We start from the raw sequence: 25,740 nt of genomic DNA on the forward strand, positions 1-25,740 counted from the left end.
TGCCCGGAGGGCATGCGTCCGGGTACTCATCCGCGTACTCAACCAGGTCGGGGTGGCGGTGTGGCGGGGCTCCGGCGGCCTCCGTGCGTCAGGCGCCGGGCTGGTGGTCCGTCGCGTCGTCGGGCTCCCATTTGTACGGGCCGCCGCCGCGCCAGTCGAAAATGTTCGTGTCGTCGAGCGCGGTCGCCGCGGGGTCGAGCCCGGCGCCGCCGAGGAGCTCCAGCACGTCGTAGATGTTGAAGGCGCGGCCGAGGATCTCGCCGTCGAACCGCACCTTGCGGCCGCCCTCCTCGTCGGGCGGATACACGATGATCGGTGCAGCCATACGCCCAGGCTGCGTCCCGCCCCGCGACTCCGCATCCGGACCGCATACGTGATCACGCTCCGTGTTTCGCGTGTCGGGGTGGTGCGTCGTGGCGCTCGTTCAATGAACGTCACGACGCACCATCGCGTCCTGTCAGCCGAACTGGCCGGGCTGGTAGTCGCCGGCGGGCTGCTGGATCATGACGTTCGCGCGGTTGAAGGCGTTGATGATGGCGATCCCGCAGACCAGGGCGGCCAGTTGCTCCTCGTCGTAGTGCTTGGCGGCGATCGCCCAGGCCTCGTCCGTGACCCCGCCGTGCGCGTCCGCGATACGGGTGCCCTGCTCCGCGAGCTCGAGCGCGGCGCGCTCGGCCTCGGTGAAGACGGTGGATTCCCGCCATGCCGCGACCATGTTGAGGCGTTCCCACGTCTCACCGGCCGCGACGGCGTCCTTGCTGTGCATGTCGGTGCAGAACCCGCACCCGTTGATCTGGCTGGCGCGGAGCTTCACGAGCTCCTGCGTCGAGGTCGGCAGCGTCGAGTCTGCGAGAGCCTTGCCTGCCGAAATGATGTGCTTGTAGACCTTGCCCATGATCGGGCTGCTGAAGGCGTCCAGCCGAGCACTCATGGTGATCTCCTCTGCCACTGTCGGTCCTGACACCTCTACGACGGGGCAGCCCCGCGGGATGTGACACGAGGGCGTGACCTGCGCTTCCGACTCATGAGGTTGGTTCCACGGGGGTGATGGCCGGGTGGTCGGGGGCAGGACGCTGTATCTCTCGGCGGGCCTTCGTGAGTTGTATGGAGACCACCCACAGCACCCCGAGGTCGAAGGCGAGTTCGGTGACGGCGGCGAACTGGTTGACGGTGAACTTGAAGACCTGTCCGGCCAGGATGTCCGCGAGCAGAGCCAGCCTGAACAGCTGGAAGGCGGCGACTCGATCGCGTCGCAGAAGCACCAGCCCGGCCACGCCGATCAGAGTGGATACCGCGGCGCTCACCAGGATCCCGACGGCGGCACCGAGCTGCGGATCGCGGCCGAGCTCGCCGCTCACGGCATCCATCGGGATCCACACGGTGAGCAGCACGGCCTCGGTGAGCACGCAGGCGACGGCCACGACGGCGGCCGTACGGGTGCGGGCGACGCGGCGCAGGGCCCGCGCCACCGCCGCGGGGCGCCGGTGACGTATCGCGGGCGGCCGCTCCGGGAGGGCGCCGAGGAGCCGTACGAGCGCCTGGTCGGCCGCGCGCCCGGAGCCCTCGACGAGGCGGAGCCCGGCGCGGCGCTGCTCGTCGGTGAGCCCGGAGCCGACGCCGTTGAGGGCGAGGTCGGCGGCCTGGGCGGTGCGTTGGTCGGAAGTGAGGGCGGCAGGTTCTGCCGGTCGTCTCCTGAGGCCTTGGGCGAGCAGCAACAGCACGGCGAAACTGCCGTAGATGATTCCGGCGGCGGGCTGGTAGAAGTACCCGGGCTCGTCCGTGACTTGCTTCCCGACCTCGTCGATGAAGAGCCCGAACCCGGCCCCGCCGACCATGGCGGCGCCCCGGCGGGCGGCCCGCCCGACGAGACAGAGCAGGACGAGCAGGGCGACCGTCATCAGCAGCCCGCACCACAGCATGTGCGCGATGTGCAGATGACTGGCCCCGCCGCCGAACTTGGGATACCCGGCCTGGGCGAGAAAGGCCCGGGTGCCGAGCACCGCGCCGATGCCGGAGAGCGCGAACAGCTGCGCGTACGACGCGGCGTCGGCGACGCGGAGGACGGTGGGTCGAGGTACTCGCCCGAGCAGAGATGAGCCCATCTCCCGAGCGTGGCAAGCCGCGGCCCGCAGGACGATCCGGGAATGCCCGGAGACGTCCCCGACCGTGCCCCTAGGTGTGCGGCGCACGACGGGCTCTGCTGGCTCGGTCCCGGGACCGGGCCCGCATACATCGGCCGAGGGCCGCCGCTGATCAGCGGCGGCCCTCGGCCGGTGGGAGGCAACTGGGAGACGAACTCGGCGGGTTGCCGCGCCACGCTGCTCTCACCTGTGCGTCGCTGCGCGCAGGAAGGGGAGAGATATGCCCCCTTGCGAGCCGGGGCGGGTCAGGCGCCGCCGACCGATTCGCCTGCGTGCGGGGACAGGACGCCCATGGCCACCAGGATGAAGAGAGCGATGCCCAGGACGATGCGGTAGATGACGAAGGGCATGAAGGAGCGGGTGGAGATGAACTTCATGAACCAGGCGATCACCGCGTACGCGACGACGAAGGCGAGGACCGTGGCGAAGACCGTCGGGCCCCAGGAGACGTGGCCGCTGCCGATGTCCTTGAGCTCGAAGAGGCCGGAGGCGAGGACCGCGGGGATGGCGAGGAGGAAGGAGTAACGGGCCGCGGATTCACGGGTGTAGCCCATGAAGAGGCCGCCGCTGATGGTGGCGCCGGAGCGGGACACGCCGGGGATGAGGGCGAGCGCCTGGGCGCAGCCGTACAGCAGGCCGTCCTTGACGGTGAGTTGGTCGAGGGTCTTGCGGCTCTTGGCGGCGCGGTGCCGGCCGCCCTTCGCGTCACGGGCTGCGAGACGGTCGGCGATGCCGAGGACGATGCCGAGCACGATCAGCGTGGTGGCGATGAGCCGAAGATCGCGGAACGGGCCTTCGATCTGGTCCTTGAAGGCGAGGCCGAGGACGCCGATCGGGATCGAGCCGACGATGACGAGCCAGCCCATCTGCGCGTCGTGGTCGCGCCGCATCTCCTTGTCGTACAGCGAGCGGAACCAGGCCGACAGGATCCGGGCGATGTCCTTGCGGAAGAAGATCAGGACGGCCGCTTCGGTGCCGATCTGGGTGACGGCGGTGAACGCCGCTCCGGGGTCCTCCCATCCGGCGAAGGCCGCGGTGAGCCGCAGGTGGGCGCTGGAGGAGATCGGAAGGAACTCGGTGAGTCCCTGGACGAGCCCGAGGATGAAGGATTCGAACCACGACATGAGTAACTAAGCCATCCAAAAGATGTTCACGAGGCGGCCGGCGAGGGCGCGGGCCAGTGGCCGGGAGCGGACGGGGGAGCGGGGTGCGGGTTCGTTCATGGGCCGGAGGGAGTGGCCGTACTCATGCGGAACCTTTGCTGACGGGGCCTGCGGAACTGTCGGGACCGGCAGGCTGCGCGGCGTCGGCCGCGTGTCGCGATCATGTGCCGGTCGCTAGGCAGCGTAGCGCCCCCAGGGGTACGGCCCGTGACAGGCCGCCCTTTTGTGGCATGGGGGAGGAGGGGCGAGACGCGGAGCCCGGCGCGGGGAGCTGCTTCTCCCGCGCCGGGCCCGGAGCCCTGAACTGCCGCTCGTGTACGGGGCCGTCAGACCGTACGGACGCCGTCGTCCCTGTGCTCCTTCTCGGCGGCCGGGGCCCCGGCGGTGTCGTCCGGCGTACGGGACGCCGTGTCGCGGGGCTGGGGGACGGCCGCGGGCGGGTCGTCGGCGGCGTGGCGGGTGCTGCCGGGGAGGCGGGCGAGCAGCCGGTCCAGCGCGATGACGGTGGCGCCGAGCGCGGTGATTCCCGCGGCCAGGAAGACCAGTTGGACGGTGACGCCGGCGTAGCCCTGCTCGGTCGGGTCGAGGAAGGCGTACGGGTACGGGTCCGGAGCGGTGGGGAACAGCAGCGCGCGGGCGATCGACGTCAGGCCGTACGCGAGCGGGAAGAGCATCCACAGCGGCAGGTCGCGCCAGCGCACGAAGCGGCGCGGGCCGAAGGCGAGCCAGTCGGCGAAGACCATGCCGGGGATGACGTAGTGCAGGAGGAAGGTCGAGCGGTGGGCGAGGAGGGCCGCCTCGTCGCCGTTGACCAGGCCGGGCAGCGGGTTGGCGCCGTGGTTGTTCACGAAGTGCGCGACGAGACCGGTGACCGCGATCCACAGCGTGACCGCGCCGCGCAGCCGGGGCGCGGCGGCGTCGGTGGTGCCGCGCCGCACCATCCAGTACAGGACCCCCGCGAAGTAGCCGAGCACGATGACGTTGCTCTGGCTTGTGTAGAAGTGCAGTTGGTGGTTCCCCGTGAGCAGCCCGAGGACGCCGACGGCGACCAGGGCTGCCCGCCACCAGAAGGCGGGGCGTGTACAGACGTTCATGGTGCCCTTCATGGAGTGAGGCCCGCGGTCGACGGGCCTGTCGGTGCGGCGTCCCTGCCGGTGGTCGGACCGGCGGTCGGCCGCGGTGGTCATGCGCGCCGGCCGTGCGCTGTGGTCATGGCGATGGTCGTACGGCGGCCGGGCGCGAGGCGACACGTGGGCCTGCGGCCGTGAGGCCGGTGAACAGCCACACCAGAGCTTGGCCGAAGAGGTCTTCCGGCACGCGCGCGGGGTCGACGGGGCGCTGTCGTGTCGGCCCGTCGGACAGGGCCCGCACCACGGTGGCCACCGGGGCCACGGGGATCTGCGCAGGCGCGCCCTGCCGGGCGGCGAAGTCGACGGCGCGGTCGGCCACTTCGGTGAGCAGGGGGCGCGGACGGGCCTCGGCCCCGGTCCTGGTCAGCCTGCGGGCCGCAGTGCCGCCCTGCTCCGTGGTCACGCCACGGAATCTATGCGGACGACGAATGTCATGTCAAAGGTCGCAGCGGCGAACTGTGCTGCTCAGCCCGGACGTTGGCCGGGCGGCGGAGGCGCCCCGTACGAGGGGCGGGCGGCCCGGACATGCAGCGGGGCTGCCGCAATCAGCGACAGCCCCACGTGCGCAAGTGCCGGCCCGCGGCCCTAGTGGCCCGTGGCCTGGCGGAGTTGGGTGCGTTTGCGCCAGGCGTAGAGGGCGCCGCCGAGGCCGGAGACGGCGATGAAGCCGAACGCCGCGAGGAACGCCGGCGAGGTGGGGGCCTCAGCCCGGCTGCCGGCGATGGCGTACGCGGCGGTGTTGGGGATGGTGCCCAGTGCCGTGGCGGAGAGGTAGGCGGTCCAGCTGATGCGGGAGACCGACGCGGCGTAGTTGCAGCCTGCGAAGGGCAGCCCGGGCAGCAGCCGGATCACGAGCATCGACCGGAAGCCGTGTTCGCTCAGCTGGCGGTCGGCGGCCTTGAGCAGCCGGGCCTTGAGGAGCGGACGCAGCGCGTCCTGGCCGAGGATCCGGCCGAGGCCGAACGCGAGACCGGAGCCGATCACCGTTCCGGCGACGGCGGACACCGTGCCGAACTGCGCGCCGAACAGCGCTCCCGCGGCCAGGTTCAGGACCGGGCGGGGGACGAACGCGGCGGTGCAGATGCCGTACGCGACGGCGAACAGGACGACGGCGACGCCGCCGGACAGCTGCTGTGGCCAGCCGGACGCGAGGAACCGCTGGGGTTCGTAGAGCAGCATGGACGTGGCCGCGGCGCAGAGCAGAACCAGCAGCAGCGCGAGCCGTGATCTCGGGGAGAGCAGTACCTGAGCGAGACGGGCGGGGCGTCCGTCGGACTGCGTTGCGGGGACGGGCACGTGGGGAGCGTAACCGAGACTGCCGCAGGTATGCCGGGACAGTGCACGGGGATCTGTCCGGATTTCGTGGTCCGTGCACCCGCGCGTCACCGGCCCGCAGTCTGTACAGCACCCGCTCACCAGGGGGATACCGGCGGGTACGGGAACGCCTGAGCGGGAAGCGGGAGTTGGCCGCGCCCGCCGAGGCTGTGACAGAACTGTCGCACGCGGCCGGTCCGTGCCACCGCACCGCGGGCCGCGTACGGTCCCGGGCCGCAGCGTCGCGGGCGGCGTACGGAGCGGACCGCCGCACCGCGGGGAGCACCTGGCCGCGGCCACCGCACAATAGGACGGTGACCGAGCCGATACCCGTCAGCCGCACCGTCCAGGGCGGCATCGCGAGACTGCTGCCCGACACCGGCCGGGAGCACGCCTGGCTGCTCACCGTGGAGGGCGCGCCCCAGTCGTACGTCGACCTGGACGATGTGACGTATCTCGAATTCGAGTACGCGCAGCGCATCGCGCACGTTCTGGACATCGCGGCCGGCGAGGGGGAACCGCTCGACGTCCTGCACCTCGGCGGTGGCGCGCTCACCCTGCCCCGCTACGTGGCCGCCACCCGGCCCGGCTCGCGCCAGCACGTCGTGGAGTACGACGGGGAGCTGCTCGCCCTCGTCGCCGACTGGCTGCCGCTGCCGGCGGACAGCGGGATCCGCGTCGAGCAGGCGGACGCCCGTGCCGTCCTGGAGGCGGCGGAGCCGGAGTCCGTGGACGTCGTCGTGGCCGACGTGTTCGGCGGCTCCCGTGTGCCCGCGCATCTGACGACGCTGCCCTACGCGCACGCCGCGGCCCGGGTGCTGCGCCCCGGCGGTGTGTACGCGGCGAACCTCGCCGACGCCGGGCCGTTCCCCTTCCTCGGCCCGCAGCTCGCCACGTTCGGCGCGGTCTTCCCGCACGTGGCGCTGGTCGCGGAGCCGGGGGTGCTGCGCGGGCGGCGGTTCGGGAACGCCGTACTGCTCGCCTCCCGCGAGCCGCTGCCGGTGGACGAAATGGCCCGTCGTACGGCAGGCGATCCGTTCCCCGCGCGCGTGGTCGAGGGGGAGCGGCTGCGGAGGATCGTGCGGGGCGCGGCGCCGGTTCAGGAGGGGGAAGCGGTGCCGTCGCCGGAGCCGCCGACGGGGGCCTTCAGTATCGGCTGACCGGCCGTCACCGGCTCGGGCGGCGTACGGCGGGTGAGCCGGCGTACGTCGGGGACGCACAGGACGGCGGCGGTCAGCAGCGCGACCAGCGCCGCGCACCCCCACAGGGAGGCGGATCTGCCGATGACCGACTCGACGGGTCCGGCGAGTGCCGTGGCGATGGGCACCATGCCGAGGGAGCCGAGCCAGTCGTAGGAGGAGACACGGGAGAACTTCTCCTCGGGTATCTCCTGGTGCAGCGCGGTCATCCAGAGGACCGCGAACATCTCGACGAGGAGCCCGGCGCCCAGCATGATCGCGATGAGCGCCGGTACGGGGACGGGCACGGCGAGCGCGGCCGAGGGCAGCGCGAGCGGGAAGATGCAGAGTGCCCCCGTCAGCAGCAGCCGGCGGGGCTTCCAGCGGGTCATGAGGAGGGCGCCGCCCACGGTGCCCACGCCGAACGCGGCCAGCGCCAGGCCCCAGGGGCGTGCCCCGCCCAGCTCGTCGGCGGCGACCTGCGGCCCGTACACGGCCTCGGCCGCGGCGACGACGGCGTTGACGACGGCGAACTGCAGCACCACGGCCCACAGCCAGGTGCGGCTCGTCACTTCCCGCCAGCCCTCGCGCAGATCGGCGAACACGCCGCCCCCGGGGGCGCGTTCGGGGGCTCCGCTCAGGTCGAGGAACGCGCGGAGCAGGCCGGCGACGCCGAAGGCGAGCGCGTCGACGAGGAGCACCCAGCCCGGCCCGGTGGCGGCGACGAGGGCGCCGCCGAGTGCCGCGCCGCCGATGTTGGAGCCGTTCATGGCGACGCGGAAGTAGGCGAAGGCCCGGCTTGCGTGTTCGCCGGTGACGGTGGCGAGGACCATGCCCTCGGAGGCGGGCGCGAAGAACGCCTGCCCCGTACCGCCGAGCGCCGACAGGACGGCCATCTGCCACAGTTCCGCGTGCCCGGCGAGCACCAGCAGTCCGAAGGCGCCCTGGGAAAGGAAGTTGAGGGCGTTGGCGGCGACCATCACCCGGTGCCGGGGCAGCCGGTCGGCGACCGCGCCGCCGATGAGCAGGAAGACCACGAGGGGCACGGTGCGCGCGGTGGCCACGATGCCGACGTCCGTGCCGCTGCCGCCGGCCTCCAGTACCGCGAAGGACGCGGCGATCAGCGCTCCGGCATTGCCGAGGCCCGTGACCACGGCGGCGGCCGTGAGCAGAGTGAAATTGCGGCCCACTGCCGTGATCCCCTTGTCCTTTCCCGCACGGCCGGCGGGGGTCCCGCCGGCCGCTGCCCGCGCCGCCGAGTGAGCTCGGCCTGCCGAGTCGTGCTCAGCCGCGCGGGTCGTCGCCCGCGCCCGTGCCCTTGTAGGGGCGCAGGCTGGCCATCATCTTCTTGATGGTCGCATCGGGGACTTCGTCCTTGACACCCGCGTCCGTCACGAAGACCCAGATCGCCAGGTCGTCATTGGAGTTGATCCAGGAGACGGCGGTCACCTTGCCCGCACCGGAGGAGCACTTGTCCTCCTTGGGCGCCCCGGTGACGGTGGCGACGGCGGTGTGCCCCTTGATGCCGTGCTTGTTCGTGAAGGGCTTGGCGCCGGACTCCTTGAGCTTGCCCTTCTGCTTCTGGTCGTAGCCCGCGATGGCGAAGTTGGCGGCCGCGACGGTGGCGCCCTGCTTGGTGTTCTTGGAGCCCTGACCGCCCTTCGTGCCGCCGACGGCGCGCGAACTGGTCTTGCACCATTCGTCCTTGTAGTACGCGGGTCCGGACATGGCCACCAGGGGCTTGCCCTTGTCGTCCTCGTATCCGGTGATGGTCGTGGGCGACTGGACCGTCCAGTCCTTGGTCTTCGGCACGTCGAAGGCGGCGAAGTTCTTGGGGTTGATGACGGCCTGCCAGCCGGGCACGACCGGCTGCGAGCCGTCGTCGGGCGAGGCGCCGGCGCTCGGGTCGCCCGCGCCTGCCTGGCCGCTCCGCGAGGCCTCCGGCCCGGAGGAGGGCGACTGGGTGGCGGCGCTGTCCCGCGAGGTGTCCTCGTCGTCGCCGGACAGTGTGACGTAGCCGGTGACGCCCGCGGCGACGATCACCGCGAGGGCGGCGGCGACGGCGATGAAGGCGGTCTTCTTGTTGCCGCCGCCTCCCGGACCCTTCGGGTTGCCGGGCGGCGGTGTCGGCGCGCCCCACTGCGGTCCGGGCTGCTGCGCGTACGGGTACGGCTGGCCTGGCTGCGGCTGTCCGGGCTGCGGCGGGTACGGGTACTGCGGATAGCCGGGCTGTTGCCCGTACCCGGGCTGTTGTCCGTACGCGGGCTGCTGTCCGGGCTGTTGCGGATACCCGGGCTGCTGTCCGGGCTGCTGCGGGTAACCGGGCTGTTGGCCCGGCTGCTGGTAGCCAGGCTGCTGATACGGGTTCGGCTGCTGCGTACCGGGCGCGTCCGCCGGCTGCCCCTGCCCGGGCTGCTCCTGGTACGGGTCGGGCTGCTGAGGGTTCCCGTCGGGCTGCTGCTGTCCTGGCCACATGGCGGGTAACTGTATGCAACGCGCCGCGCACGGACTACATCAGGTGTCCCATCGGTACCGTCCTGCGACATCCACGGAGCGCCGTCCTCCGCTGTCCGCCGACCGCGTGCGGGGCTTACGGCGGTAAGTTACCGAGTGGTAATCTGCGGTCATGTCCACAGACTCCCTGCCGTCGATCGGCGAGATGATGGCGGCCTCCGTGCCGATGGTCCGCACCCTGAACCTGGAGTTCACCGAGACCAGCGCCGAGCGCGCCGTGGTCTCCCTGCCCGACCAGGGGGACTACCACAACCACGTCGGCGGGCCGCACGCCGGCGCGATGTTCACGCTCGCCGAGTCCGCGAGCGGTGCGATCGTCATGACCGCCTTCGGCGACCAGCTGTCGCGCGCCGTGCCGCTGGCCGTGCGCTCCGAGATCGGCTTCAAGAAGCTCGCCATGGGCCCGGTCACCGCCACCGCCGAACTCGGCCGTCCCGTCGCCGACGTGGTCGCCGAACTCGACGCGGGGGAGCGCCCCGAGTTCCCCGTGAACGTCTCCATCACCCGCGAGGACGGCGCCGTTACCGGCGAGATGAGCATCGTCTGGACCCTCCGCCCCAACAGCTGAGCGCCCCACGCCTGAACGGGCCCGCACCGGTCGCCGGTGCGGGCCCGACGTACGTCCGGGGCGGCTTGGGGGAGCGCCGTGTTGTGCGGGCGTACGGCGGCGTCGGCGCACAATCCTGTTCAACTCATTGACTCTTCCAAGGGGTCGACCTAGCTTTCCGGTGCAATTAGTTGCACTCGTCCGTCAGTTGGACGCGTCAGGGGCGATCCGGAACGCCCCGCGTGTTCACGGGGTGAACTCAATCCCGTCAACACCCCTGCGCGGACGGCCCGTACGTGCTCTCCACAGTTCCTCTCCCCGACCAGAGTCGCGCCGCGGCGCACGCCGACGTGCCCGCGCGCAGAAGGAGTGGTGGCAGACGTGACAGCGCCCGGAAGAGACGTGACAGCGCCCGGCGGAGTGGCACGGCGCTCCGCGCTGCGGCTGCTCGGCAGTGCGGTCGCGGTGGCAGCGGCGGCAGCCGGCGGAGGGCTGACCGCCGCCCCCGCCGCGTACGCCGCACCGGCCGGCACGACGAGCAGCAGGGCGGCACAGTTGGTCGCACGGATGACGCTCGGCGAGAAGGTGGGCCTCGTCCACGGCGCCACCGACCCCGACTCCCTGGGCCAGGCCGGCTACACGCCCGGCGTGCCCCGCCTCGGCATCCCGCCGCTGCGCCTCGCCGACGGGCCCGCAGGCGTACGGGTCACCGCGCACGCCACCGCGCTGCCCGCGCCCGTCCTGATGGCCTCCGCCTTCGACCCGCAACTGGCCCGCGCCTACGGGAAAGTGATCGGCCGTGAGGGGCGCGCCCTCGGACAGGACGTGCTGCTCTCGCCCATGGTCAACCTGATCCGGGTGCCGTACGCCGGGCGGAACTTCGAGACGTTCAGCGAGGACCCGCTGCTGTCCGGCGACCTCGTGGCGGAGGAGGTACGCGGCGTCCAGGACGAGGGACTCATCGCCACCGTCAAACACTTCGCCCTCAACAACCAGGAACGCGACCGCAATTCGGTCGACGTCACCGCCGACGAGCGCACCATGCAGGAACTGGAACTGCGCGCCTTCGAACCCGCCGTCCGCGCCGGCGTCGGCTCCGTCATGGGCGCCTACAACAGCGTCAACGGCGACTTCGCCTGCGAGAACAGGACCCTGCTCACCGGAGTGCTGCGCGACCAGTGGGACTTCACAGGCTGGGTCATGACCGACTGGCTCGCCGCCCACAGCACCGTCAAGTCCCTCACCGCGGGGCTCGACATGGAGATGCCCGCCGGCATCTTCTACGGGGCGCCCCTGAAGGCCGCCGTCCTCAGCGGCGCCGTCCACGAGAAGTACCTCGACCGGGCCGTCACCCGGATCCTCTCCGTCATGGACCGGTTCGGGCTCCTTGACGGCAGCGCCCCGCCCCGGCCCGGACGCGACCCGGAGGCCGGCGCACGTACCGCGCTGCGCATCGCCACCGCCGGCGGCACGCTGCTCCGCAACGAGCGCGGCGCGCTCCCGCTGAGCGGCCGGGCCGCCAAGTCCCTTGCTGTGATCGGCCCGACCGGCTCCATGCCCTTCGTCAGTGGCGGCGGCAGTGCCCACGTGATCCCCGACCACGCCGACAGCCCCGTCGACGCGCTCGAGAAGCGCGCCGGGCGCGGCGCCCGCGTCACCCACGCGGTCGGTGAGGACATCTACGGCAAGCCGTTCCCCGACGGCGCGCTCAGCCCGGACACCGATCTGGAAGAGGTCAGCGTGCCCGCCGGACGGGCCTGGGCGTACGACGGGACGCTGAGCGTCGCCGAGGACGACGAGTGGATGTTCGTCCTGCACTACTCGGCCCCCAACGCGCTCGGCCGGCCCTCCGTCCTCCTCGACGGCAAGGAACTCTTCCCCCAAGCACCCGGTCTCGGCGAACTGTTCACCGGCGGACTGGTCTCGCAGGCACCCGACGGGAAGTCCGTACGGCACAGCGAGACCCGCCGGATCCCCGCCGGCAAGCACAAGCTGACCATCGCCGCACAGGGCGGCACCAAGGGGCAGTCCTTCCGGCTGCGGCGCATCACCGGCGCCACCCGCAAGGCCGACGTGGCCGAAGCCGTACGCGCCGCACGCGGCGCCGAGACCGCTGTCCTTTTCGCCTACGAGGACGCCACCGAGGGCCAGGACCGCACCACCATCGAACTGCCCGGCCGCCAGAACGCGCTGATCGAGGCCGTCACCGCCGTCAACTCCCGTACGGTCGTGGTCCTCAACACCTCCTCCGCCACCGCGATGCCGTGGCTGGAGGACACCGCCGCCGTGCTGCAGATGTACTACCCCGGGCAGGAAGGCGCCGCGGCCACGGCAGCGCTGCTGTTCGGCGACGCGAACCCGGGCGGGAAACTCACGCAGTCCTTCCCCGCCTCCGACGACGCGCACCCCGTCGCCGGTGACCCGCAGCGCTATCCCGGGGTGAACAAGAAGCAGACGTACAGCGAGGGCGTTCACCTCGGATACCGCTGGTACGACAGCGAGGACGTCGAGCCGCTGTTCCCCTTCGGACACGGCCTCTCCTACACGACGTTCGCCTACTCGGCGCCGCACGTGCGCGCCGCCCGCGGCGGACTGGACGTCACCTTCACCCTCCGCAACACCGGCCGCCGCGCAGGTGCCGAAGTGGCGCAGGTGTACGCGGGCCCCTCGCCCGACCTGGACCTCGACCAGCCGCCACGGATCCTCGCCGGATACCGCCGCGTCACCCTGGAACCGGGAGCGCAGCGCCGCGTGACCGTCCACATCGCGGCGCGCACCCTCTCCTCCTGGGACACCGCGCACCACCGATGGACACTCGGCACCGGGCGGCGCGCCCTCGCCGTCGGCTCCTCCTCCCGCGATCTGCGGCTGCGCACCACCGCGGAGGTGAGGGACCGATGAACCGCCGCACCAGGACACCGATGAACTGCCTGACCAAGACTCCGGCGAACCGCCGCACCAGAGGCCGACGTTCGCTCGTAGCCGCCGCCGTGTGCGGGCTGCTGCTGACCGCGGCCCCGGCCGCAGCCGCGGATCAGGGGCCCGACGGCGGACGGGCCGGGCTGACTGTCCGTACGGACAAGGGCGCCGTCCACGGCGCGAAAACCGACCAGGGAAGGGCATTCCGGGGCATACCCTATGCGGCGCCGCCGGTCGGCGAACGCCGCTGGAAGGCCCCGCAGCCGCACCCGGCCTGGCAAGGCACGCGCCCCGCCACCGAGTTCGGGCACCGCTGTGCCCAGCCCAAGAGCTGGGACCCCGGCTACGAGAAGCCGACGTACACCGAGGACTGCCTCAACCTGAACGTGCACACCCCTGCCCGCAAGAGCGGGAAGCTGCCCGTCATGGTGTGGCTGCACGGCGGCGGGCTCACCGCGGGAGCGGGCGAGGACGTCGTACCCGACCGGTTCGCAGCCGAGGGCCGCGTCGTCGCCGTGACCGTCAACTACCGTCTGGGCGCCATGGGGTTCCTCGGCTCCCGCGCGCTCGGCGGGCAGTCGGGCAACTTCGGCATGCAGGACCAGCAGGCCGCGCTGCGCTGGATACGGGCCAACATCGGCCGGTTCGGCGGCGACCCGTCCCGGGTCACCGTGGCGGGCGAGTCCGCCGGCGGCCGCTCGGTGTGCACCCAGCTCGCCGCGCCCGGCGCCCGCGGACTGTTCCGCTCCGCCATCGTGGAGAGCGGCGCGTACGGCGACTGCGGGGCCCGCACCCGTACGCAGGCCGACAAGGACGGCGCGGCCTTCACCGAGAAGCTCGGCTGCGACACGGCCGCCGACCCGGCGGACTGTCTGCGTCGCACGAGCCCCGAACAGATCGTCAAGGCCCAGCAGGGGCACGACTGGGGACCCGTCGCCGGTACCGGCTTCCTGCCCGGACAGCCCGCCGACGCCATCGCCGCAGGGCGCGCCGCACGGGTGCCGGTGCTCAACGGCGCCAACAGCGACGAGGGCCGGCTCTTCGCCTTCCAGACCTACGACGGCGCGGGCAAACCCCTGCGCGCCGCCGACTACCCGAAGGCGCTCACCGGCACCTTCGGACAGGAAACCGGCCGCGCCGCACTCGACCGCTATCCGCTGCGCGACCACGCCACACCCACCCACGCGTACGCCGCGGCACTCGGCGACCAGATGTTCGCCTGCCCCGCACTACGCCTCAACAAGGGGCTCACCGGGCGGACCGCGGACGGGGCGGCACGCGCGCCGGTCTACTCGTACGAGTTCGCTGACCGCACCTCCCCGCCCTTCGAGACGCTCCGCCGCCTCGGCACCGACTTCGACTTCGGCGCCACCCACGTCAACGAGGTGCCGTACCTCTTCGACCACTTCGGGCACCCCGCACCGCTCAACGCGGAACAGGCCCGGCTGGCCCAGCAGATGAGGCAGTACTGGACCTCGTTCATCCGGACCGGAACACCGCGCGCCGACGGCGCCCCCGCGATGCCGGACCAGCGCCGGGATCCCGGTACTGCGCTGTCCCTGCGTACCGCCTCGGCGGGCGGGCCCGCGCTCACCCGGGCCCTGCCCGGCGAGCACCGCTGCGGGCTGTGGGACGCGACGGAAAGCCCAGGCTGATCCAGTAGGCTGCCCGGACGCGCCGCCAGGGAGGCGGCGCGTCCGGGCAGCGCCCGGCGCGCCCGGCGCCGACCATGCGGGAGGGACCGGATTTGCACGTCCAGGAGTGGCTGGAGACAGTCCCGGCAGTGAGCGTGTATCTGCTCGTGGGACTCGTCATCGGAATCGAGAGCCTCGGCATCCCGCTGCCCGGCGAGATCGTCCTCGTCAGCTCCGCGCTGCTCGCCTCCCAGCACGGCCACATCGACCCGGTCGTGCTCGGCGCCAGCGCCACCGCCGGCGCGATCATCGGCGACTCCATCGGATACGCGATCGGCCGCAAGGGCGGCAGACCTCTGCTCGCGTGGCTCGGCGGCAAATTCCCCAAGCACTTCGGCCCGGGCCAGGTGACCACCGCGGAGCGGTCCTTCGAGAAGTGGGGCATGTGGGCGGTCTTCTTCGGCCGGTTCATCGCCCTGCTGCGGATCTTCGCGGGCCCGCTGGCAGGCGTACTGCGCATGCCGTACTGGAAGTTCCTCATCGCCAACGTGCTCGGCGGCGTCGTCTGGGCGGGCGGCACCACGGCCGTCATCTACTACGTCGGCATCGTCGCCGAGGCCTGGCTCAAGCGGTTCTCCTGGCTGGGCCTGGTGGCGGCCGTACTCGTCGGCGTGGCCTCCATGGTGATCGTGAAGCGGCGGTCCGCCGCCGCGGGGGAAGCCGCGAAGGCCGCCGAGGCAGAGAAGGCCGCCGAGACAGAGGCGGACGCCGAGCCGGACGGCGCGGGTGCCTCCGCCGACTCCGCCGTCTCCGCGTCCGAGCCGGCCGGCAGCGACGGTGCGGGTACGGCGTCTGTGCCGCCCCCGTCCGCCGGCAGCGCCACCGGATCACCTGTCACCACGAAGGACTGACCGGACGCGCCCCGGGCGGCCGGCACCGTCACGGACTGCCCGGGGCAACAGCGCACCCACCGGCCTCGACCGACCGGTCCCGGAGAGGCCGACCCCTACGGGCTGCCCGCAGCGGCGGGCAGCCCGTACGGCTGCTCTGCCCGGAACGGGCCGATGGTGACCCACCGGCCCCGCGCGGCGATTCCGCACGGGGAGTTTCTTCGTGTGCCGTTCCGCGCCGCCCGGTGACAGACGGCACGCGAGAGCTGCTTTTTCCGCACTGCCGCCTGCGCCCCGGTGGTGACATTCCTGCTTGCCGCACCGGAAACCCTCGCGAACAATGGGGAGTCGGGCGAGGGGGAGGGTGCACATGCGGCACCACAGGGGAGCGAACGAACGTCACGGACCGACCCTGGAGCTGTCCCGCGCCCGGGACGACGTACGGCGGCGGCTGGCGGAACAGGATCTCGTCGGGGCCCTGCGGGCCGTACGCGGAGAGGTCGTTCCGCTCGCGGAGAAAATCGCCGGAACGGACCCGGACACCTTTGCCGGACAACGCGATTCCGTCGCCGTACTGCTGAACGACTGCGCGCTGTGCCTCATGGACGGCGTGGCCCGCCCCACACCGGTTTCCTTCGACGCGCTGACCGTACGCCGCGTCGACCCCCGCGATATCGACGGATTGCTGGATTCCGGAAGGCCGGGCGAAAGGCCCGCGATCCCGCAACTCTTCGACAAGGCGCTCACGTTCGCCGCCGACCCCGTACTCCGCGAAATCATCAGAGGGAATCAGCTGGCCGCCCGCATTCTCCGACGCGTGAACCGTCGGCTGCAGCTGGCGGCGGACGCCGTCTAGACCGTTCCGGCCGAGGGAGAGACCTGTGCCGAATCTCAAGCTGGACCGGATCACCGGCATGATCATGCGGGCGGGCGAGGGCAGAATCCAGCGGACCCTGCAGCGCTTCGCCGCGCAGACCGCGTCCGTCGAGGACGACTTCCGTGCCCTGTCCGACGCCGAACTGCGCGCCCTCACCGACGAGTACAAGGAGCGGTACGCGCGGGGCGAGACCCTCGACGCGCTGCTGCCCGAGACCTTCGCGACCGTCCGGGAGGCCGCCCGCCGCACGCTGGGCATGCGGCACTTCGATGTGCAGGTCATGGGAGGTGCGGCGCTGCACCTGGGCAACGTCGCCGAGATGCAGACCGGGGAGGGCAAGACGCTCGTCGCCACCCTGCCCGCGTATCTCAACGCGCTGACCGGCGAGGGCGTGCACCTGGTCACCGTCAACGACTATCTGGCCGAGCGCGACGCGCAGTGGATGGGCCCCGTCTACCGGTCGCTGGGTCTGAGCGTGGGCGTCATCAAGGCCGACATGCCCCCCGCGGACCGGCGCGTGCAGTACGCCTGCGACATCACGTACGGCACCAACACGGAATTCGGCTTCGACTATCTGCGCGACAACATGGCGTGGTCCGTGGACGAACTCGTCCAGCGCGGGCACAACTTCGCGGTGGTCGACGAGGCCGACTCGATTCTCGTCGACGAGGCGCGTACCCCGCTCGTCATCTCCGGGCCCGCCGACCAGCCCGAGAAGTGGTACGGCGTGTTCGCCGCCATGGTGCGGCACATGCGCGGCGTGGTCGTGCAGGACGAGATGTTCACGACGCCGGTGGAAAAGGAGCAACTCGCCGAACTGCGCGAGAGGTACGACTACGAGTACGACCCGAAGAAACGCACCGTCGCCCTTCTCGCCCGCGGCATGGACCACATAGAGGACCAGCTCGGCATCGACAATCTCTTCGACGCGGCCCCCGATCCGCTGCTGGGATATATCAACAACGCCGTCAAGGCGAAGGAGTTGTTCAAGAAGGACAAGGACTACGTCCTCGTCGACGACGAAGTGATGATCGTCGACGAGCACACGGGCCGTATTCTCTCCGGCCGCCGCTACAACGACGGCGTGCACCAGGCGATCGAGGCGAAGGAAGGGGTGGACATCAAGAACGAGAACCAGACCCTCGCCAAGATCACCCTGCAGAACTACTTCCGCCTCTACAACCGGATCTCCGGAATGACCGGCACGGCGATGACCGAGGCGGCCGAATTCCACCAGATCTACAAGCTCCACGTGGTGCCCATCGCCACCAACAGGCCGCTGGCGCGCAAGAACCAGCCCGACGCGATCTACCGGGAACCGGACGGGAAGTTCCAGGCCGTCGTGCGCGACATCGTCGAGCGGCACCGCAGCGGCCAGCCCGTCCTCGTCGGCACCGTCTCCGTCGAGAAGTCCGAACTCCTCTCCGGGCTGCTGGCCGAGCAGCAGATCCCCCACCAGGTGCTCAACGCGAAGCACCACCAGCGCGAGGCGCAGATCGTGGCGCAGGCGGGACGCAGGGGAGCGGTCACCGTCGCGACCAACATGGCCGGACGCGGCATCGACATCATGCTCGGCGGCAACGCGGAGGCCATGGCCGAGGCCGAACTGCGGGAGCAGGGGCTCTCGGACGAGACCGATCCCGAAGGCTGCCGGGAGGTGCGCGAGCGGATCGCGGCGGACGTGGCCCTCCAGCACGAGGAGGTCAAGGAGCTCGGCGGGCTGTACGTACTGGGCACCGAACGGCACGAGTCGCGCCGTATCGACAACCAGTTGCGCGGCCGGTCCGGACGTCAGGGCGACCCCGGCGAGTCCCGCTTCTATCTCTCCCTCGGCGACGATCTGATGCTGCTGTTCCGCGCCCGTATGGTCGAGCGGCTGATGGAGGTCGCCAAGGTCCCCGACGACCAGCCCATCGAGAACAAGATGGTCACCCGCGCCATCGCCGGCGCCCAGGCGCAGGTCGAGCAGCAGAACTTCGAGGCCCGCAAGAACCTCCTCAAGTACGACGACGTCCTCAACCACCAGCGGGAACTGGTCTATGCGGAGCGCCGCCGCATCCTGCACGGCGAGGACGTACAGGAGCAGTTCCAGCACTTCATGGACGACACCGTCGACGCGTACGTCGCGGCCGAGACGGCGGAGGGCTTCGCCGAGGAGTGGGACCTGGGCCGGCTGTGGTCCGCCCTGCGGCAGCTGTATCCCGTACGGGTCACCGTCGACGAGCTGGCGGAGGCCGAGGGCGGCATCAGCGCGCTGACCCCCGAAATGCTGGCCGACGCCGTACGGGACGACATCCACGAGCGGTACGCCGAACGGGAGGCGCAGCTCGGCGGGAAGGCCATGCGCGAACTCGAACGGCGCGTGCTCATCGTGGTCCTGGACCGCAAGTGGCGCGAACACCTCTACGAGATGGACTACTTGCAGGAGAGCGTCGGACTGCGCTTCACCCTCGGCCGTGACCCGCTGATCGAGTACCGGCGCGAGGGCTTCGACATGTTCGACGCGATGATGGACGGCATCAAGGAGGAGACCGTCGGCTTCGTCTTCAACCTCGACGTCCAGGTCGACGCCGGGGAAGCACCCGAGGACGCGCCTCCGGGGGACGCGCAGGAACGTCCGGGGATCCGCGCCAAGGGCCTGGAGCCCCAGGGACGGCAGGAGAACTGGCGGTTCAGCGCCCCGACGATGGACACGGCGGACGGCGTCGTGGAGGGCGAGTTCCCCGCCTCGCACGAGGAGCCGCAGGACGAGCGGGACGGGCCGCGGGACGACGACGCCGTACGGGCCGGGAGCGCCGGCGAGTCACCGTCCGGCGGGTCCCGGCGGGGCGGCGGATCCGGCCGCCGCCCCAAGTCCGGCAACAGGAACACCAGTCGGCGCCGCCGCAAGCGGTGAACCTGTCGCCGGTGCGGTCATTGAGGAGCGCCGCGGGTGTTCGTGCGTCACCAGGGGAGGGCGCCCTGGGCGTCGAAGAACCCGCCGGTCGGGCCGTCCGGGGCCACCTGCGCCATCCGGACGATGATCTCGGCGCCCTCCTCGACCGTCTGGACGCCGGTGTTCCCGTTCAGGTCGGTCTTGGTGAAGCCGGGCTCCACCGCGTTGATCCGCAGGGCCGGGTACGCCTTCGCGTACTGCACGGTGACCATGTTGACGGCCGTCTTCGACGCCGGGTACGCGACGCCCGGATACGCGTACGCCGGGGTGCCCGGAGTGCTGAGGCCGGTCAGCGAGGCCAGTCCGCTGCTCAGATTGACCACGACGGGGGCCTCCGAGCGCTCCAGCAGCGGCAGGAAGGCGTGCAGGACGCGGACCGTGCCGAAGACGTTCGTCTCGAAGGTCCGCCGCATCAGTTCGGCGGTCACGTCCGGCGCCGCGATGAAGGCGTTGTTCTCGCCCCGCTCCTCGACGCCCGCGTTGTTGACCAGTACGTCCAGTCCGCCGTCGGCCTCGATGGTCTGCGCCGCGGCCGCGACGGACGCGTCGTCGGTGGTGTCGAGCTGGACCGTCCGCGCGCCCAGCTGCTCGGCAGCGCGGCGACCGCGTCCGGCGTCCCGGCTGCCGATGTAGACGGTGTGCCCCGCGGCGACGAGCTGCCGGGCGGTCTCGAAACCGAGACCCTTGTTCGCTCCGGTGATCAGTGTTGCTGTCATGCCCCCACGGTCCTGCGGAGCCGGACGGCCTGCCAGACGTCCCCTCTTCCTGGGACTGCCGGTACCAGGAAGCCCGCTGACCGGCGATGCAGAATGGTGGGCATGGCGACGGCGGAGTTCGGACAGGCAGTACGGCGCTGGCGCGACCGGGTCCCGCCCGCGGCGGCCGGACTGCCTGCCGGCGGGCAGCGGCGTGCCGCAGGACTGCGCCGCGAGGAACTGGCCATGCTGGCCGGGATCTCCGCCGACTACGTCACACGCCTCGAACAGGGCCGCGCCTCCCACCCGTCGGCGCAGGTCGTCGAGGCGCTGGCGCGGGCGCTGCGGCTGTCGGGCGACGAGCGCGCGCATCTGTTCCGGATGGCGGGCCTCGTCCCGCCGGGCCCCGGGACGGTGCCCGCGTATCTCACGCCGAGCGTGCGGCGGTTGCTCGACAGGCTGGCCGGTACGCCGGTCGCGGTCTTCGACGCGGCCTGGAACCAGCTGCTGGCCAACCCGTCGTACACGGCGCTGATGGGGGAGCGGCACGGCGACGGACTCAACGGGGTGCGGCGTGCGTTCCTCGGGCCGGCCGGCCGTGTCCGGCACACCGAACAGTCCCGCCGCGCGTTCGAGGCGGCACTCGTCGCCGACCTGCGGACGACCGCCGGCAGGTATCCGGACGACCAGCGGGTGCAGGACCTCGTCGCAGAACTGCGCGCGCACAGTGACCGGTTCGCCGAACTGTGGGAGTCCGGCACGGTCGGCCATCACGAGGCCGCGCGCAAAACTGTCGACCACCCGCAGGCGGGCCCGGTGACGCTGGACTGCGACGTGCTCACGGTGGCAGGGAGCGACCTGCGCATCATGGTCTACACAGCCGAACCGGGTACAGAAGACGCCGAACGCCTCGCCCTGCTCACCGATTTCGACGCCCGTACGGTCGCCGGATGACTGTCCCGTCCGGCTGGTGAACGGTCAGCCGGGCGGTCGGACAGTGCTCCGATTTCCGCCCGGCGTCCGGGTGTTACGCCTCGCCGGCCTGGTCCTCGTCGGTGTTCTGGTCGGCCGCGGCGTCGTGGGTGTCGTCCGTGTCGTTGGTCGGGAGGGCGTCGCGGTGGGTGCGGGCCAGGTCCGCGTACATCGTGGCGTTGGCCTTGATGCCCTCGCGCTCCTCGTCGCTCAGCTCCCGCTTGACCTTCGCGGGGACGCCGGCGACGAGCGAGCCGGGCGGCACCTGCATGCCCTGCGGGACGAGGGCGTGCGCGGCGATGAGGGAACCGGCGCCGATACGGGCGCCGTTGAGGACCGTCGCGCTCATGCCGACCAGTACGTCGTCCTCGACGGTGCAGCCGTGCAGTACGGCGTTGTGCCCGACGGACACCCCGTCGCCGACGTGCGCGGGGAAGCCGGGGTCGGCGTGCACCGTGCAGTTGTCCTGGATGTTGCTGCCGCGGCCCAGCGTGATGACGTCGCAGTCACCGCGCAGCACGGCGCCGTACCAGACGCTGGCGCGGGACCCCAGGGTCACGTCGCCGACCACGACCGACGTCGGCGCGGCGTACGCGTCCTCGTCGACCTTCGGCTCCCGGCCGTTGACGCCTGCGATCACTGCCTGGTGCTGTGCCCTCGACTGCGCTGCCATCGCTCCGCTCACTCTCGTCGTCTGTCTGTCCGGTTACCCGCGCCCCTGCCGGGAGAACCGTAACCAGCGGTGGGTCGAAGATCACAGCACGGGTGCCGGTACCGGCGGGTCAGCAGCGGGCTACGGTGACCGCGTGCCATCGATCAGGAAAACGCTCTCCCCGCTCATCTCCCGTGCCGTGCACGGGATGTGGCGCGGGGCGCAGCGGGCCGCCGCCGTCACCGCCGACCGCCCGGGCCCTTACCGGTTCCGCCGCATCGGCACGGGGTCGCGGCTGGCGTTCCCGCAGGGCACGGTGTTCGGCGAGGCGTGGATCGAGATCGGCGACCACTGCGTCATCGGGCAGGACGTGACGCTGACCGCGGGCATGCTGCCCGGCCTGGACCTGGGGCCCGACACGGTGCTGCGGCTCGGCAACGGCGTCGTGCTCGGCCGCGGCAGCCACATCGTCGCGGACACCACGGTGCACATCGGCGACGACGTGTTCTTCGGCCCCTACGCCTATGTGACATCGACGAACCATTCGTACGACGACCCGCACCAGCCCGTCGGCAAACAGTGGCCGCGTGCCGCGCCCGTGGAAATCGGTACCGGCAGCTGGCTCGGCGCCGGCGCGGTGGTGCTGCCCGGCGCCCGGCTCGGCCGCAACGTCGTGGTCGCCGCGGGCTCCGTCGTACGCGGCGAGGTGCCCGACCACGCGGTGGTGGCCGGCGCCCCGGCCCGGGTGGTGCGCCGTTGGGACGAGGAGACGGGCTGGCAGCCGCCGCTGCGCACCCCGCCGCCGGTGCCCGTTCCCGACGACGTCACCCCGCAGCAGCTGGCGGCACTCGCCCGGCTCGCCGAGGCCGCCGACCCGTCCGCCGAGCCGGCGGACGTGGGGGAGCCGTCCGGACGCGGCGCGGAAGCGGCGCGCGAGGAACGGCCCGACAGGGCGGGCTGAACGAGCGGCGGGCTGAGCGAGGCGGGTGACGGTGTCCCCGTCGTGCGTACGAGGACGCGGTCCGGGGCAGGCGGTCCCTGACCACCACCGCCGGGAGGCCGACATGAACGACCGTATGCTCCGCGTCCTGATGGTGATCGCCGTGAGCATCATGGGCATCGCGATGCTCGCCTATCTGGTCAAGCACCTGTGAGGTCCGGTCGAGGACCTGGGGCGGACCGCTGTGACGGCCGGACAGAGCGAGGGCGGTACGGCGGCCATGACCACCGGGCCGGCCGGCCACCGCACTGACCGGCCACCGCGCTGACCGGCCACCGTGCTGACCGTTCGCCGGGCCCGGAGAACGCCGTACGGGCGGGTGTTAGCGTGCCGCTCATGCGTGCACCCATCGGACACTTCGACAGCGCCCAACCCGCCGCGTCCGCAGCCGAGTTCACCGGTCCGGCGGCCGACGCCGTGCGCGCCGGGTTCGACGGCGTACCGCCGGAGCGGCTCGTCTATGTGGACACCGATCCGGAGCGGGCCGACACCGCCGTGTTCGTCGAGCACTACGGCGAGGACCTGATGGAGACCTCCGCCAACTGCGTCGTCGTCGCCGCGAAGCGCGGCGGCGAGCGCACCCTCGCCGCCTGCCTCGTGCCCTCGGCGGCACGTGTGGACGTCAACGGTGCCGTACGGCGCGAACTCGGCGCGCGCAAGGCCTCCTTCGCGCCCGCCGACACCGCCGTCGAGCAGTCCGGCATGGAGTACGGCGGCATCACGCCCATCGGCCTGCCCGCCGACTGGCCGGTGCTCATCGATGCCGCGGTGGCCGGCATGCCGTGGGTGCTGATCGGCAGCGGCCGCCGCCGCGGGAAGCTCATCGTGCCGGGCGAGGTTCTCGCCGCGCTGCCCGGCGCCGTGGTGCTCGACGGTCTGGGCGTGCGCGACGACACTCCCAGCGCCGTATAGGAACGCCCGTACGAGCACGCCACGTTCGGGTTATTCGGTACGCGGTGTGCCCTCAGGTGGGTGACATGTCCGCACGTCGGGCGCCCGTTCGCTACTAGGGTCCCCGGACATGACCACCACCCAGCCCGACAAGGGCGCCAGTCAGCAGGACCAGTTGGGCACGCTCACGGTGCTCGGATGGAGCGGCGAGCACCCCGAGGACGGGAAGGACATGCCCTTCCTGCTCGCCTTCTCCACCGGCGACGGTGTGGACGGGCCCGAGGCAGGAGAGGCGGCGGCCCGCGCGCTTCTGGAGGAGGCCGGACTGCCGCTGGGCGGCGCGGAGGCGCAGAGCGCGGCCGTCCGCAATTCGGTGAGCCTGATGGTCGAGGCGGGCCAGGCCTGCCTCACGATGCCGCGGCTCAGCGCTCAGTACCCGGCCCCGCCCGAGTGGCTGCGCGCCGCCGACGAGCGGGGCGTGGTCTACTTCCTGTTCGCCACCCGCCCCTGGCCGGAGGGCACCCCCGGCAACACCGTCACCGAGGAGACGCTGCGCGACTTCGTCGGCGACGAGGAAGTCCTCGCCACGGCAGCCCACATGATGCTGCCCGTCCGCAGTCTGCAGGTCTGAGAGCCGGCCCCGGTATGGACGCCGACGAGGCACGGCGCGCGGGCGCGCTGCTGCGGGCCGCGGGAGTGGCCGGGATCATCGCCCCCGTGGCGGCCGACGACCCGGCGGGGGAGTGGCGCGTGTACGACAGCGACGACCCCTCCTCCCGCACCGACACCACGGCCCGGGCCCTCGCCGCGGCCGTGGAGGTCTTCAGCGGGCCGCCCCCGGCCTTCGCCCCGGCCCGGCTCCCCGTACCGTGGGCGGGCGGATCGGCGAGAGGCTTCATCCTCCCGCCGGGTGACGGGAGTTGAGCGGCTGACCTGGTCCTTCCGGCCGGAGACAGCGGGACCGTGACGGGCCCGGCACCCCTCGTCGGGGGTGCCGGGCCCGTCGTGACATCTGCCTCACTGACATCATCTTTACCAGGACTTGGCGTACCTTTTGACGGCGTAGATTGTCGAGGGAGGCCGGGGTCATGTCAGGCACCGCAGGACGGGTGCTGGTCGTCGGAGCTGGAATCGCGGGCATGGCGACCGCGATCCGACTGCGACAGGTGGGCTGGGAGCCCACGCTCGTGGAGAAATCACCGGTACGCCGCACCGGGGGCTATTTCATCGGCCTGTATCCCCTGGGGAAGGCCGCCGCGCGGCGGCTGGGCATCTACGACCACCTGCACACCCGTACCCCCGACCCCGTCCGTACCTGGGAGATAGACGTCGAGGGGAAGCGCACCCGCAGCGTCGGACTCCTGGAGGGCTCGGCCCGTCCCGACGCCGTACTGCGCGGCGACGTGGAGCAGGCCCTGTGGGACCGCCTGGACGGCGTCCCCGTCCGCTTCGGCACGAGCCCGGCCGCCGTCAACGAGGGGCCGGACACCGTCGAGGTCCACCTGCGGGACGAGGCGAGCGGTGAAGTCTCGGTCGAACACTACGACTTGGTCGTCGGCGCCGACGGAGTGCGCTCGACCGTACGGGAGCTCGTCTTCGGGGACCACGAGCGGTTCATGCGGCCGCTGCCGCGGATCATCTGCGCGTACCAGCTGGAGGAGCAGGCTCCCCGCACGCCGCCCAAGGACGGCCTGGTGCTGGCCGACCCGGGCCGCTCGCTGTGGCTGTTCCCCTTCGAGGACCGCGCGCCCACGGCCCTGTTCACCTACCGCACCGACGACGTGGACGCCCAGTTCACACGCCCGCCCCGGGAAGTGCTGCGGGAGGTCTACGGCCACCTCATGGACTCCGACGTCGTCCGGCACGCACTGGACCAGTTCGACCAGGCGACGGACTTCCTCTTCGACTCCGTGCACCAGGTGCAGATGCCGTCCTGGAGCACCCCCCGCGTGGTTCTGGTGGGCGATGCCGCATGGTGCCTCACCCTCTACACGGGCATGGGCGCCTCCGTGGCGCTCTCGGGTGCCGTCAGCCTGGGCAGCATGCTGGAGAAGCACTCCGGCGACATCCCCCGGGCCGCGGCCGAATGGGAGAGGGAACTGCGCCCCCTTGTACGCAAACAGCAGACCGTGGCGCGCATAAAGAGCCAGTTCTTCGCCCCCGCCAACAAGCTCGTCGGCGGCATGCGCAGCACAGTGCTGCGCTGGGCCGGGAAGTGGGAAGCGCGCAAGGAGGCACAGACGGCCGCGCGTTGAGCCCGGGCTCCGGGCTCGTCCCGCGGCTCGGGT

At 71.8% G+C, this 25,740-nt stretch carries 24 protein-coding genes; 13 read left to right on the plus strand and 11 right to left on the minus strand.

All coding sequences use genetic code 11. The features are described 5' to 3' along the window. Positions 1-88 precede the first annotated feature (88 nt). The 7 genes from AC3AGO_RS33095 to AC3AGO_RS33125 form a co-directional block, all read right to left on the minus strand. Positions 89-325: a hypothetical protein gene (locus AC3AGO_RS33095; RefSeq protein WP_487823973.1), complete on the minus strand. Its 237-nt coding sequence runs from the start codon at positions 323-325 to the stop codon at positions 89-91. 132 nt (positions 326-457) lie between these two features. Then, positions 458-931 carry a carboxymuconolactone decarboxylase family protein gene (locus AC3AGO_RS33100; RefSeq protein WP_487823974.1) on the minus strand — a complete coding sequence of 158 codons (474 nt, stop codon included), beginning with the start codon at positions 929-931 and terminating at the stop codon, positions 458-460. A 91-nt stretch (positions 932-1,022) separates the two neighbouring features. Next, the gene (locus AC3AGO_RS33105; RefSeq protein ID WP_487823975.1) at positions 1,023-2,102 is read right to left on the minus strand and encodes a hypothetical protein; all 1,080 of its coding nucleotides are present in this window, start codon (positions 2,100-2,102) and stop codon (positions 1,023-1,025) included. A 284-nt stretch (positions 2,103-2,386) separates the two neighbouring features. Then, a complete protein-coding gene (locus tag AC3AGO_RS33110; RefSeq protein WP_487823976.1) occupies positions 2,387-3,265 on the minus strand; it encodes an undecaprenyl-diphosphate phosphatase in 879 nt (292 codons plus the stop codon). A 365-nt stretch (positions 3,266-3,630) separates the two neighbouring features. After that, positions 3,631-4,398 carry a Pr6Pr family membrane protein gene (locus AC3AGO_RS33115; protein ID WP_487823977.1) on the minus strand — a complete coding sequence of 256 codons (768 nt, stop codon included), beginning with the start codon at positions 4,396-4,398 and terminating at the stop codon, positions 3,631-3,633. Between the two features lie 115 nt (positions 4,399-4,513). Then, positions 4,514-4,837: a hypothetical protein gene (locus AC3AGO_RS33120; protein ID WP_487823978.1), complete on the minus strand. Its 324-nt coding sequence runs from the start codon at positions 4,835-4,837 to the stop codon at positions 4,514-4,516. A gap of 182 nt (positions 4,838-5,019) precedes the next feature. Beyond that, positions 5,020-5,730, minus strand: coding sequence for a TVP38/TMEM64 family protein (locus tag AC3AGO_RS33125; RefSeq protein ID WP_487823979.1), 711 nt, complete (start codon positions 5,728-5,730; stop codon positions 5,020-5,022). A gap of 332 nt (positions 5,731-6,062) precedes the next feature. On the opposite strand from AC3AGO_RS33125, the gene AC3AGO_RS33130 reads away from it, so the two are divergent. Then, positions 6,063-6,908, plus strand: coding sequence for a spermidine synthase (locus AC3AGO_RS33130; protein WP_487823980.1), 846 nt, complete (start codon positions 6,063-6,065; stop codon positions 6,906-6,908). Here the strand turns inward: AC3AGO_RS33130 and AC3AGO_RS33135 are convergent. After that, positions 6,848-8,116, minus strand: a complete 1,269-nt coding sequence (locus AC3AGO_RS33135; RefSeq protein ID WP_487823981.1) for an MFS transporter — start codon at positions 8,114-8,116, stop codon at positions 6,848-6,850. The two genes, AC3AGO_RS33130 and AC3AGO_RS33135, sit on opposite strands and share 61 nt — an antisense overlap. 94 nt (positions 8,117-8,210) lie before the next feature. Next, positions 8,211-9,401, minus strand: coding sequence for a DUF8017 domain-containing protein (locus tag AC3AGO_RS33140; protein WP_487823982.1), 1,191 nt, complete (start codon positions 9,399-9,401; stop codon positions 8,211-8,213). Between the two features lie 151 nt (positions 9,402-9,552). On the opposite strand from AC3AGO_RS33140, the gene AC3AGO_RS33145 reads away from it, so the two are divergent. The 6 genes from AC3AGO_RS33145 to secA all read left to right on the plus strand — a co-directional run bounded on the left by AC3AGO_RS33145 (position 9,553) and on the right by secA (position 19,203). Then, positions 9,553-10,008, plus strand: a complete 456-nt coding sequence (locus tag AC3AGO_RS33145) for a DUF4442 domain-containing protein (RefSeq protein ID WP_487823983.1) — start codon at positions 9,553-9,555, stop codon at positions 10,006-10,008. A 360-nt stretch (positions 10,009-10,368) separates the two neighbouring features. Next, positions 10,369-12,888, plus strand: coding sequence for a beta-glucosidase (locus AC3AGO_RS33150; protein WP_487823984.1), 2,520 nt, complete (start codon positions 10,369-10,371; stop codon positions 12,886-12,888). After that, positions 12,885-14,561: a carboxylesterase/lipase family protein gene (locus AC3AGO_RS33155; RefSeq protein WP_487823985.1), complete on the plus strand. Its 1,677-nt coding sequence runs from the start codon at positions 12,885-12,887 to the stop codon at positions 14,559-14,561. The genes AC3AGO_RS33150 and AC3AGO_RS33155 overlap by 4 nt, the downstream gene beginning before the upstream one ends. A 92-nt stretch (positions 14,562-14,653) precedes the next feature. After that, positions 14,654-15,451, plus strand: coding sequence for a DedA family protein (locus AC3AGO_RS33160; protein WP_487824899.1), 798 nt, complete (start codon positions 14,654-14,656; stop codon positions 15,449-15,451). Between the two features lie 349 nt (positions 15,452-15,800). Further along, positions 15,801-16,286 carry a hypothetical protein gene (locus tag AC3AGO_RS33165; protein WP_487823986.1) on the plus strand — a complete coding sequence of 162 codons (486 nt, stop codon included), beginning with the start codon at positions 15,801-15,803 and terminating at the stop codon, positions 16,284-16,286. 58 nt (positions 16,287-16,344) lie between these two features. Beyond that, positions 16,345-19,203 (plus strand): preprotein translocase subunit SecA, encoded by a 2,859-nt coding sequence (gene secA / locus AC3AGO_RS33170; RefSeq protein ID WP_487824900.1) that lies wholly within the window; start codon positions 16,345-16,347, stop codon positions 19,201-19,203. Between the two features lie 47 nt (positions 19,204-19,250). Here secA and AC3AGO_RS33175 read toward each other — a convergent pair whose 3' ends face one another. Then, positions 19,251-19,958 (minus strand): SDR family NAD(P)-dependent oxidoreductase, encoded by a 708-nt coding sequence (locus AC3AGO_RS33175; protein ID WP_487823987.1) that lies wholly within the window; start codon positions 19,956-19,958, stop codon positions 19,251-19,253. A gap of 102 nt (positions 19,959-20,060) precedes the next feature. Between AC3AGO_RS33175 and AC3AGO_RS33180 the strand changes: the two genes are divergently transcribed. Continuing rightward, positions 20,061-20,891 (plus strand): helix-turn-helix transcriptional regulator, encoded by an 831-nt coding sequence (locus AC3AGO_RS33180; RefSeq protein ID WP_487823988.1) that lies wholly within the window; start codon positions 20,061-20,063, stop codon positions 20,889-20,891. A 73-nt stretch (positions 20,892-20,964) separates the two neighbouring features. Here the strand turns inward: AC3AGO_RS33180 and AC3AGO_RS33185 are convergent, their stop codons facing one another. Continuing rightward, positions 20,965-21,582 carry a gamma carbonic anhydrase family protein gene (locus tag AC3AGO_RS33185; RefSeq protein ID WP_487823989.1) on the minus strand — a complete coding sequence of 206 codons (618 nt, stop codon included), beginning with the start codon at positions 21,580-21,582 and terminating at the stop codon, positions 20,965-20,967. 187 nt (positions 21,583-21,769) lie between these two features. On the opposite strand from AC3AGO_RS33185, the gene AC3AGO_RS33190 reads away from it, so the two are divergent. From AC3AGO_RS33190 to AC3AGO_RS33210, 5 genes are all read left to right on the plus strand, one after another. Beyond that, entirely contained in the window at positions 21,770-22,522 is a 753-nt protein-coding gene (locus AC3AGO_RS33190) for an acyltransferase (protein ID WP_487824901.1), read from the plus strand. 375 nt (positions 22,523-22,897) lie between these two features. Next, positions 22,898-23,473: a YbaK/EbsC family protein gene (locus tag AC3AGO_RS33195; protein WP_487823990.1), complete on the plus strand. Its 576-nt coding sequence runs from the start codon at positions 22,898-22,900 to the stop codon at positions 23,471-23,473. 109 nt (positions 23,474-23,582) lie between these two features. Continuing rightward, positions 23,583-24,083, plus strand: coding sequence for a DUF5949 family protein (locus AC3AGO_RS33200; protein WP_487823991.1), 501 nt, complete (start codon positions 23,583-23,585; stop codon positions 24,081-24,083). 14 nt (positions 24,084-24,097) lie between these two features. After that, a complete protein-coding gene (locus AC3AGO_RS33205; protein WP_487823992.1) occupies positions 24,098-24,376 on the plus strand; it encodes a hypothetical protein in 279 nt (92 codons plus the stop codon). A gap of 164 nt (positions 24,377-24,540) precedes the next feature. Beyond that, complete coding sequence (locus AC3AGO_RS33210; protein ID WP_487823993.1) at positions 24,541-25,707, plus strand: FAD-dependent monooxygenase; 1,167 nt, start codon at positions 24,541-24,543, stop codon at positions 25,705-25,707. The last annotated feature ends 33 nt before the right edge of the window (positions 25,708-25,740 follow it).

It is taken from the genome of Streptomyces sp. BL1 (assembly GCF_057628045.1).

Bases quoted from the DNA above. Each gene is read 5' to 3' on its own strand.
- AC3AGO_RS33175 (WP_487823987.1), bottom strand. From the start codon at position 19,958: ATGACAGCAACACTGATCACCGGAGCGAACAAGGGTCTCGGTTTCGAG.
- AC3AGO_RS33190 (WP_487824901.1), top strand. From the start codon at position 21,770: ATGTGGCGCGGGGCGCAGCGGGCCGCCGCCGTCACCGCCGACCGCCCG.
- AC3AGO_RS33165 (WP_487823986.1), top strand. From the start codon at position 15,801: ATGCGGCACCACAGGGGAGCGAACGAACGTCACGGACCGACCCTGGAG.
- AC3AGO_RS33115 (WP_487823977.1), bottom strand. From the start codon at position 4,398: ATGAACGTCTGTACACGCCCCGCCTTCTGGTGGCGGGCAGCCCTGGTC.
- AC3AGO_RS33145 (WP_487823983.1), top strand. From the start codon at position 9,553: ATGTCCACAGACTCCCTGCCGTCGATCGGCGAGATGATGGCGGCCTCC.
- AC3AGO_RS33110 (WP_487823976.1), bottom strand. From the start codon at position 3,265: ATGTCGTGGTTCGAATCCTTCATCCTCGGGCTCGTCCAGGGACTCACC.
- secA (WP_487824900.1), top strand. From the start codon at position 16,345: ATGATCATGCGGGCGGGCGAGGGCAGAATCCAGCGGACCCTGCAGCGC.
- AC3AGO_RS33185 (WP_487823989.1), bottom strand. From the start codon at position 21,582: ATGGCAGCGCAGTCGAGGGCACAGCACCAGGCAGTGATCGCAGGCGTC.
- AC3AGO_RS33155 (WP_487823985.1), top strand. From the start codon at position 12,885: ATGAACCGCCGCACCAGGACACCGATGAACTGCCTGACCAAGACTCCG.
- AC3AGO_RS33200 (WP_487823991.1), top strand. From the start codon at position 23,583: ATGACCACCACCCAGCCCGACAAGGGCGCCAGTCAGCAGGACCAGTTG.
- AC3AGO_RS33100 (WP_487823974.1), bottom strand. From the start codon at position 931: ATGAGTGCTCGGCTGGACGCCTTCAGCAGCCCGATCATGGGCAAGGTC.
- AC3AGO_RS33140 (WP_487823982.1), bottom strand. From the start codon at position 9,401: ATGTGGCCAGGACAGCAGCAGCCCGACGGGAACCCTCAGCAGCCCGAC.
- AC3AGO_RS33180 (WP_487823988.1), top strand. From the start codon at position 20,061: ATGGCGACGGCGGAGTTCGGACAGGCAGTACGGCGCTGGCGCGACCGG.
- AC3AGO_RS33095 (WP_487823973.1), bottom strand. From the start codon at position 325: ATGGCTGCACCGATCATCGTGTATCCGCCCGACGAGGAGGGCGGCCGC.
- AC3AGO_RS33105 (WP_487823975.1), bottom strand. From the start codon at position 2,102: ATGGGCTCATCTCTGCTCGGGCGAGTACCTCGACCCACCGTCCTCCGC.
- AC3AGO_RS33210 (WP_487823993.1), top strand. From the start codon at position 24,541: ATGTCAGGCACCGCAGGACGGGTGCTGGTCGTCGGAGCTGGAATCGCG.
- AC3AGO_RS33205 (WP_487823992.1), top strand. From the start codon at position 24,098: ATGGACGCCGACGAGGCACGGCGCGCGGGCGCGCTGCTGCGGGCCGCG.
- AC3AGO_RS33195 (WP_487823990.1), top strand. From the start codon at position 22,898: ATGCGTGCACCCATCGGACACTTCGACAGCGCCCAACCCGCCGCGTCC.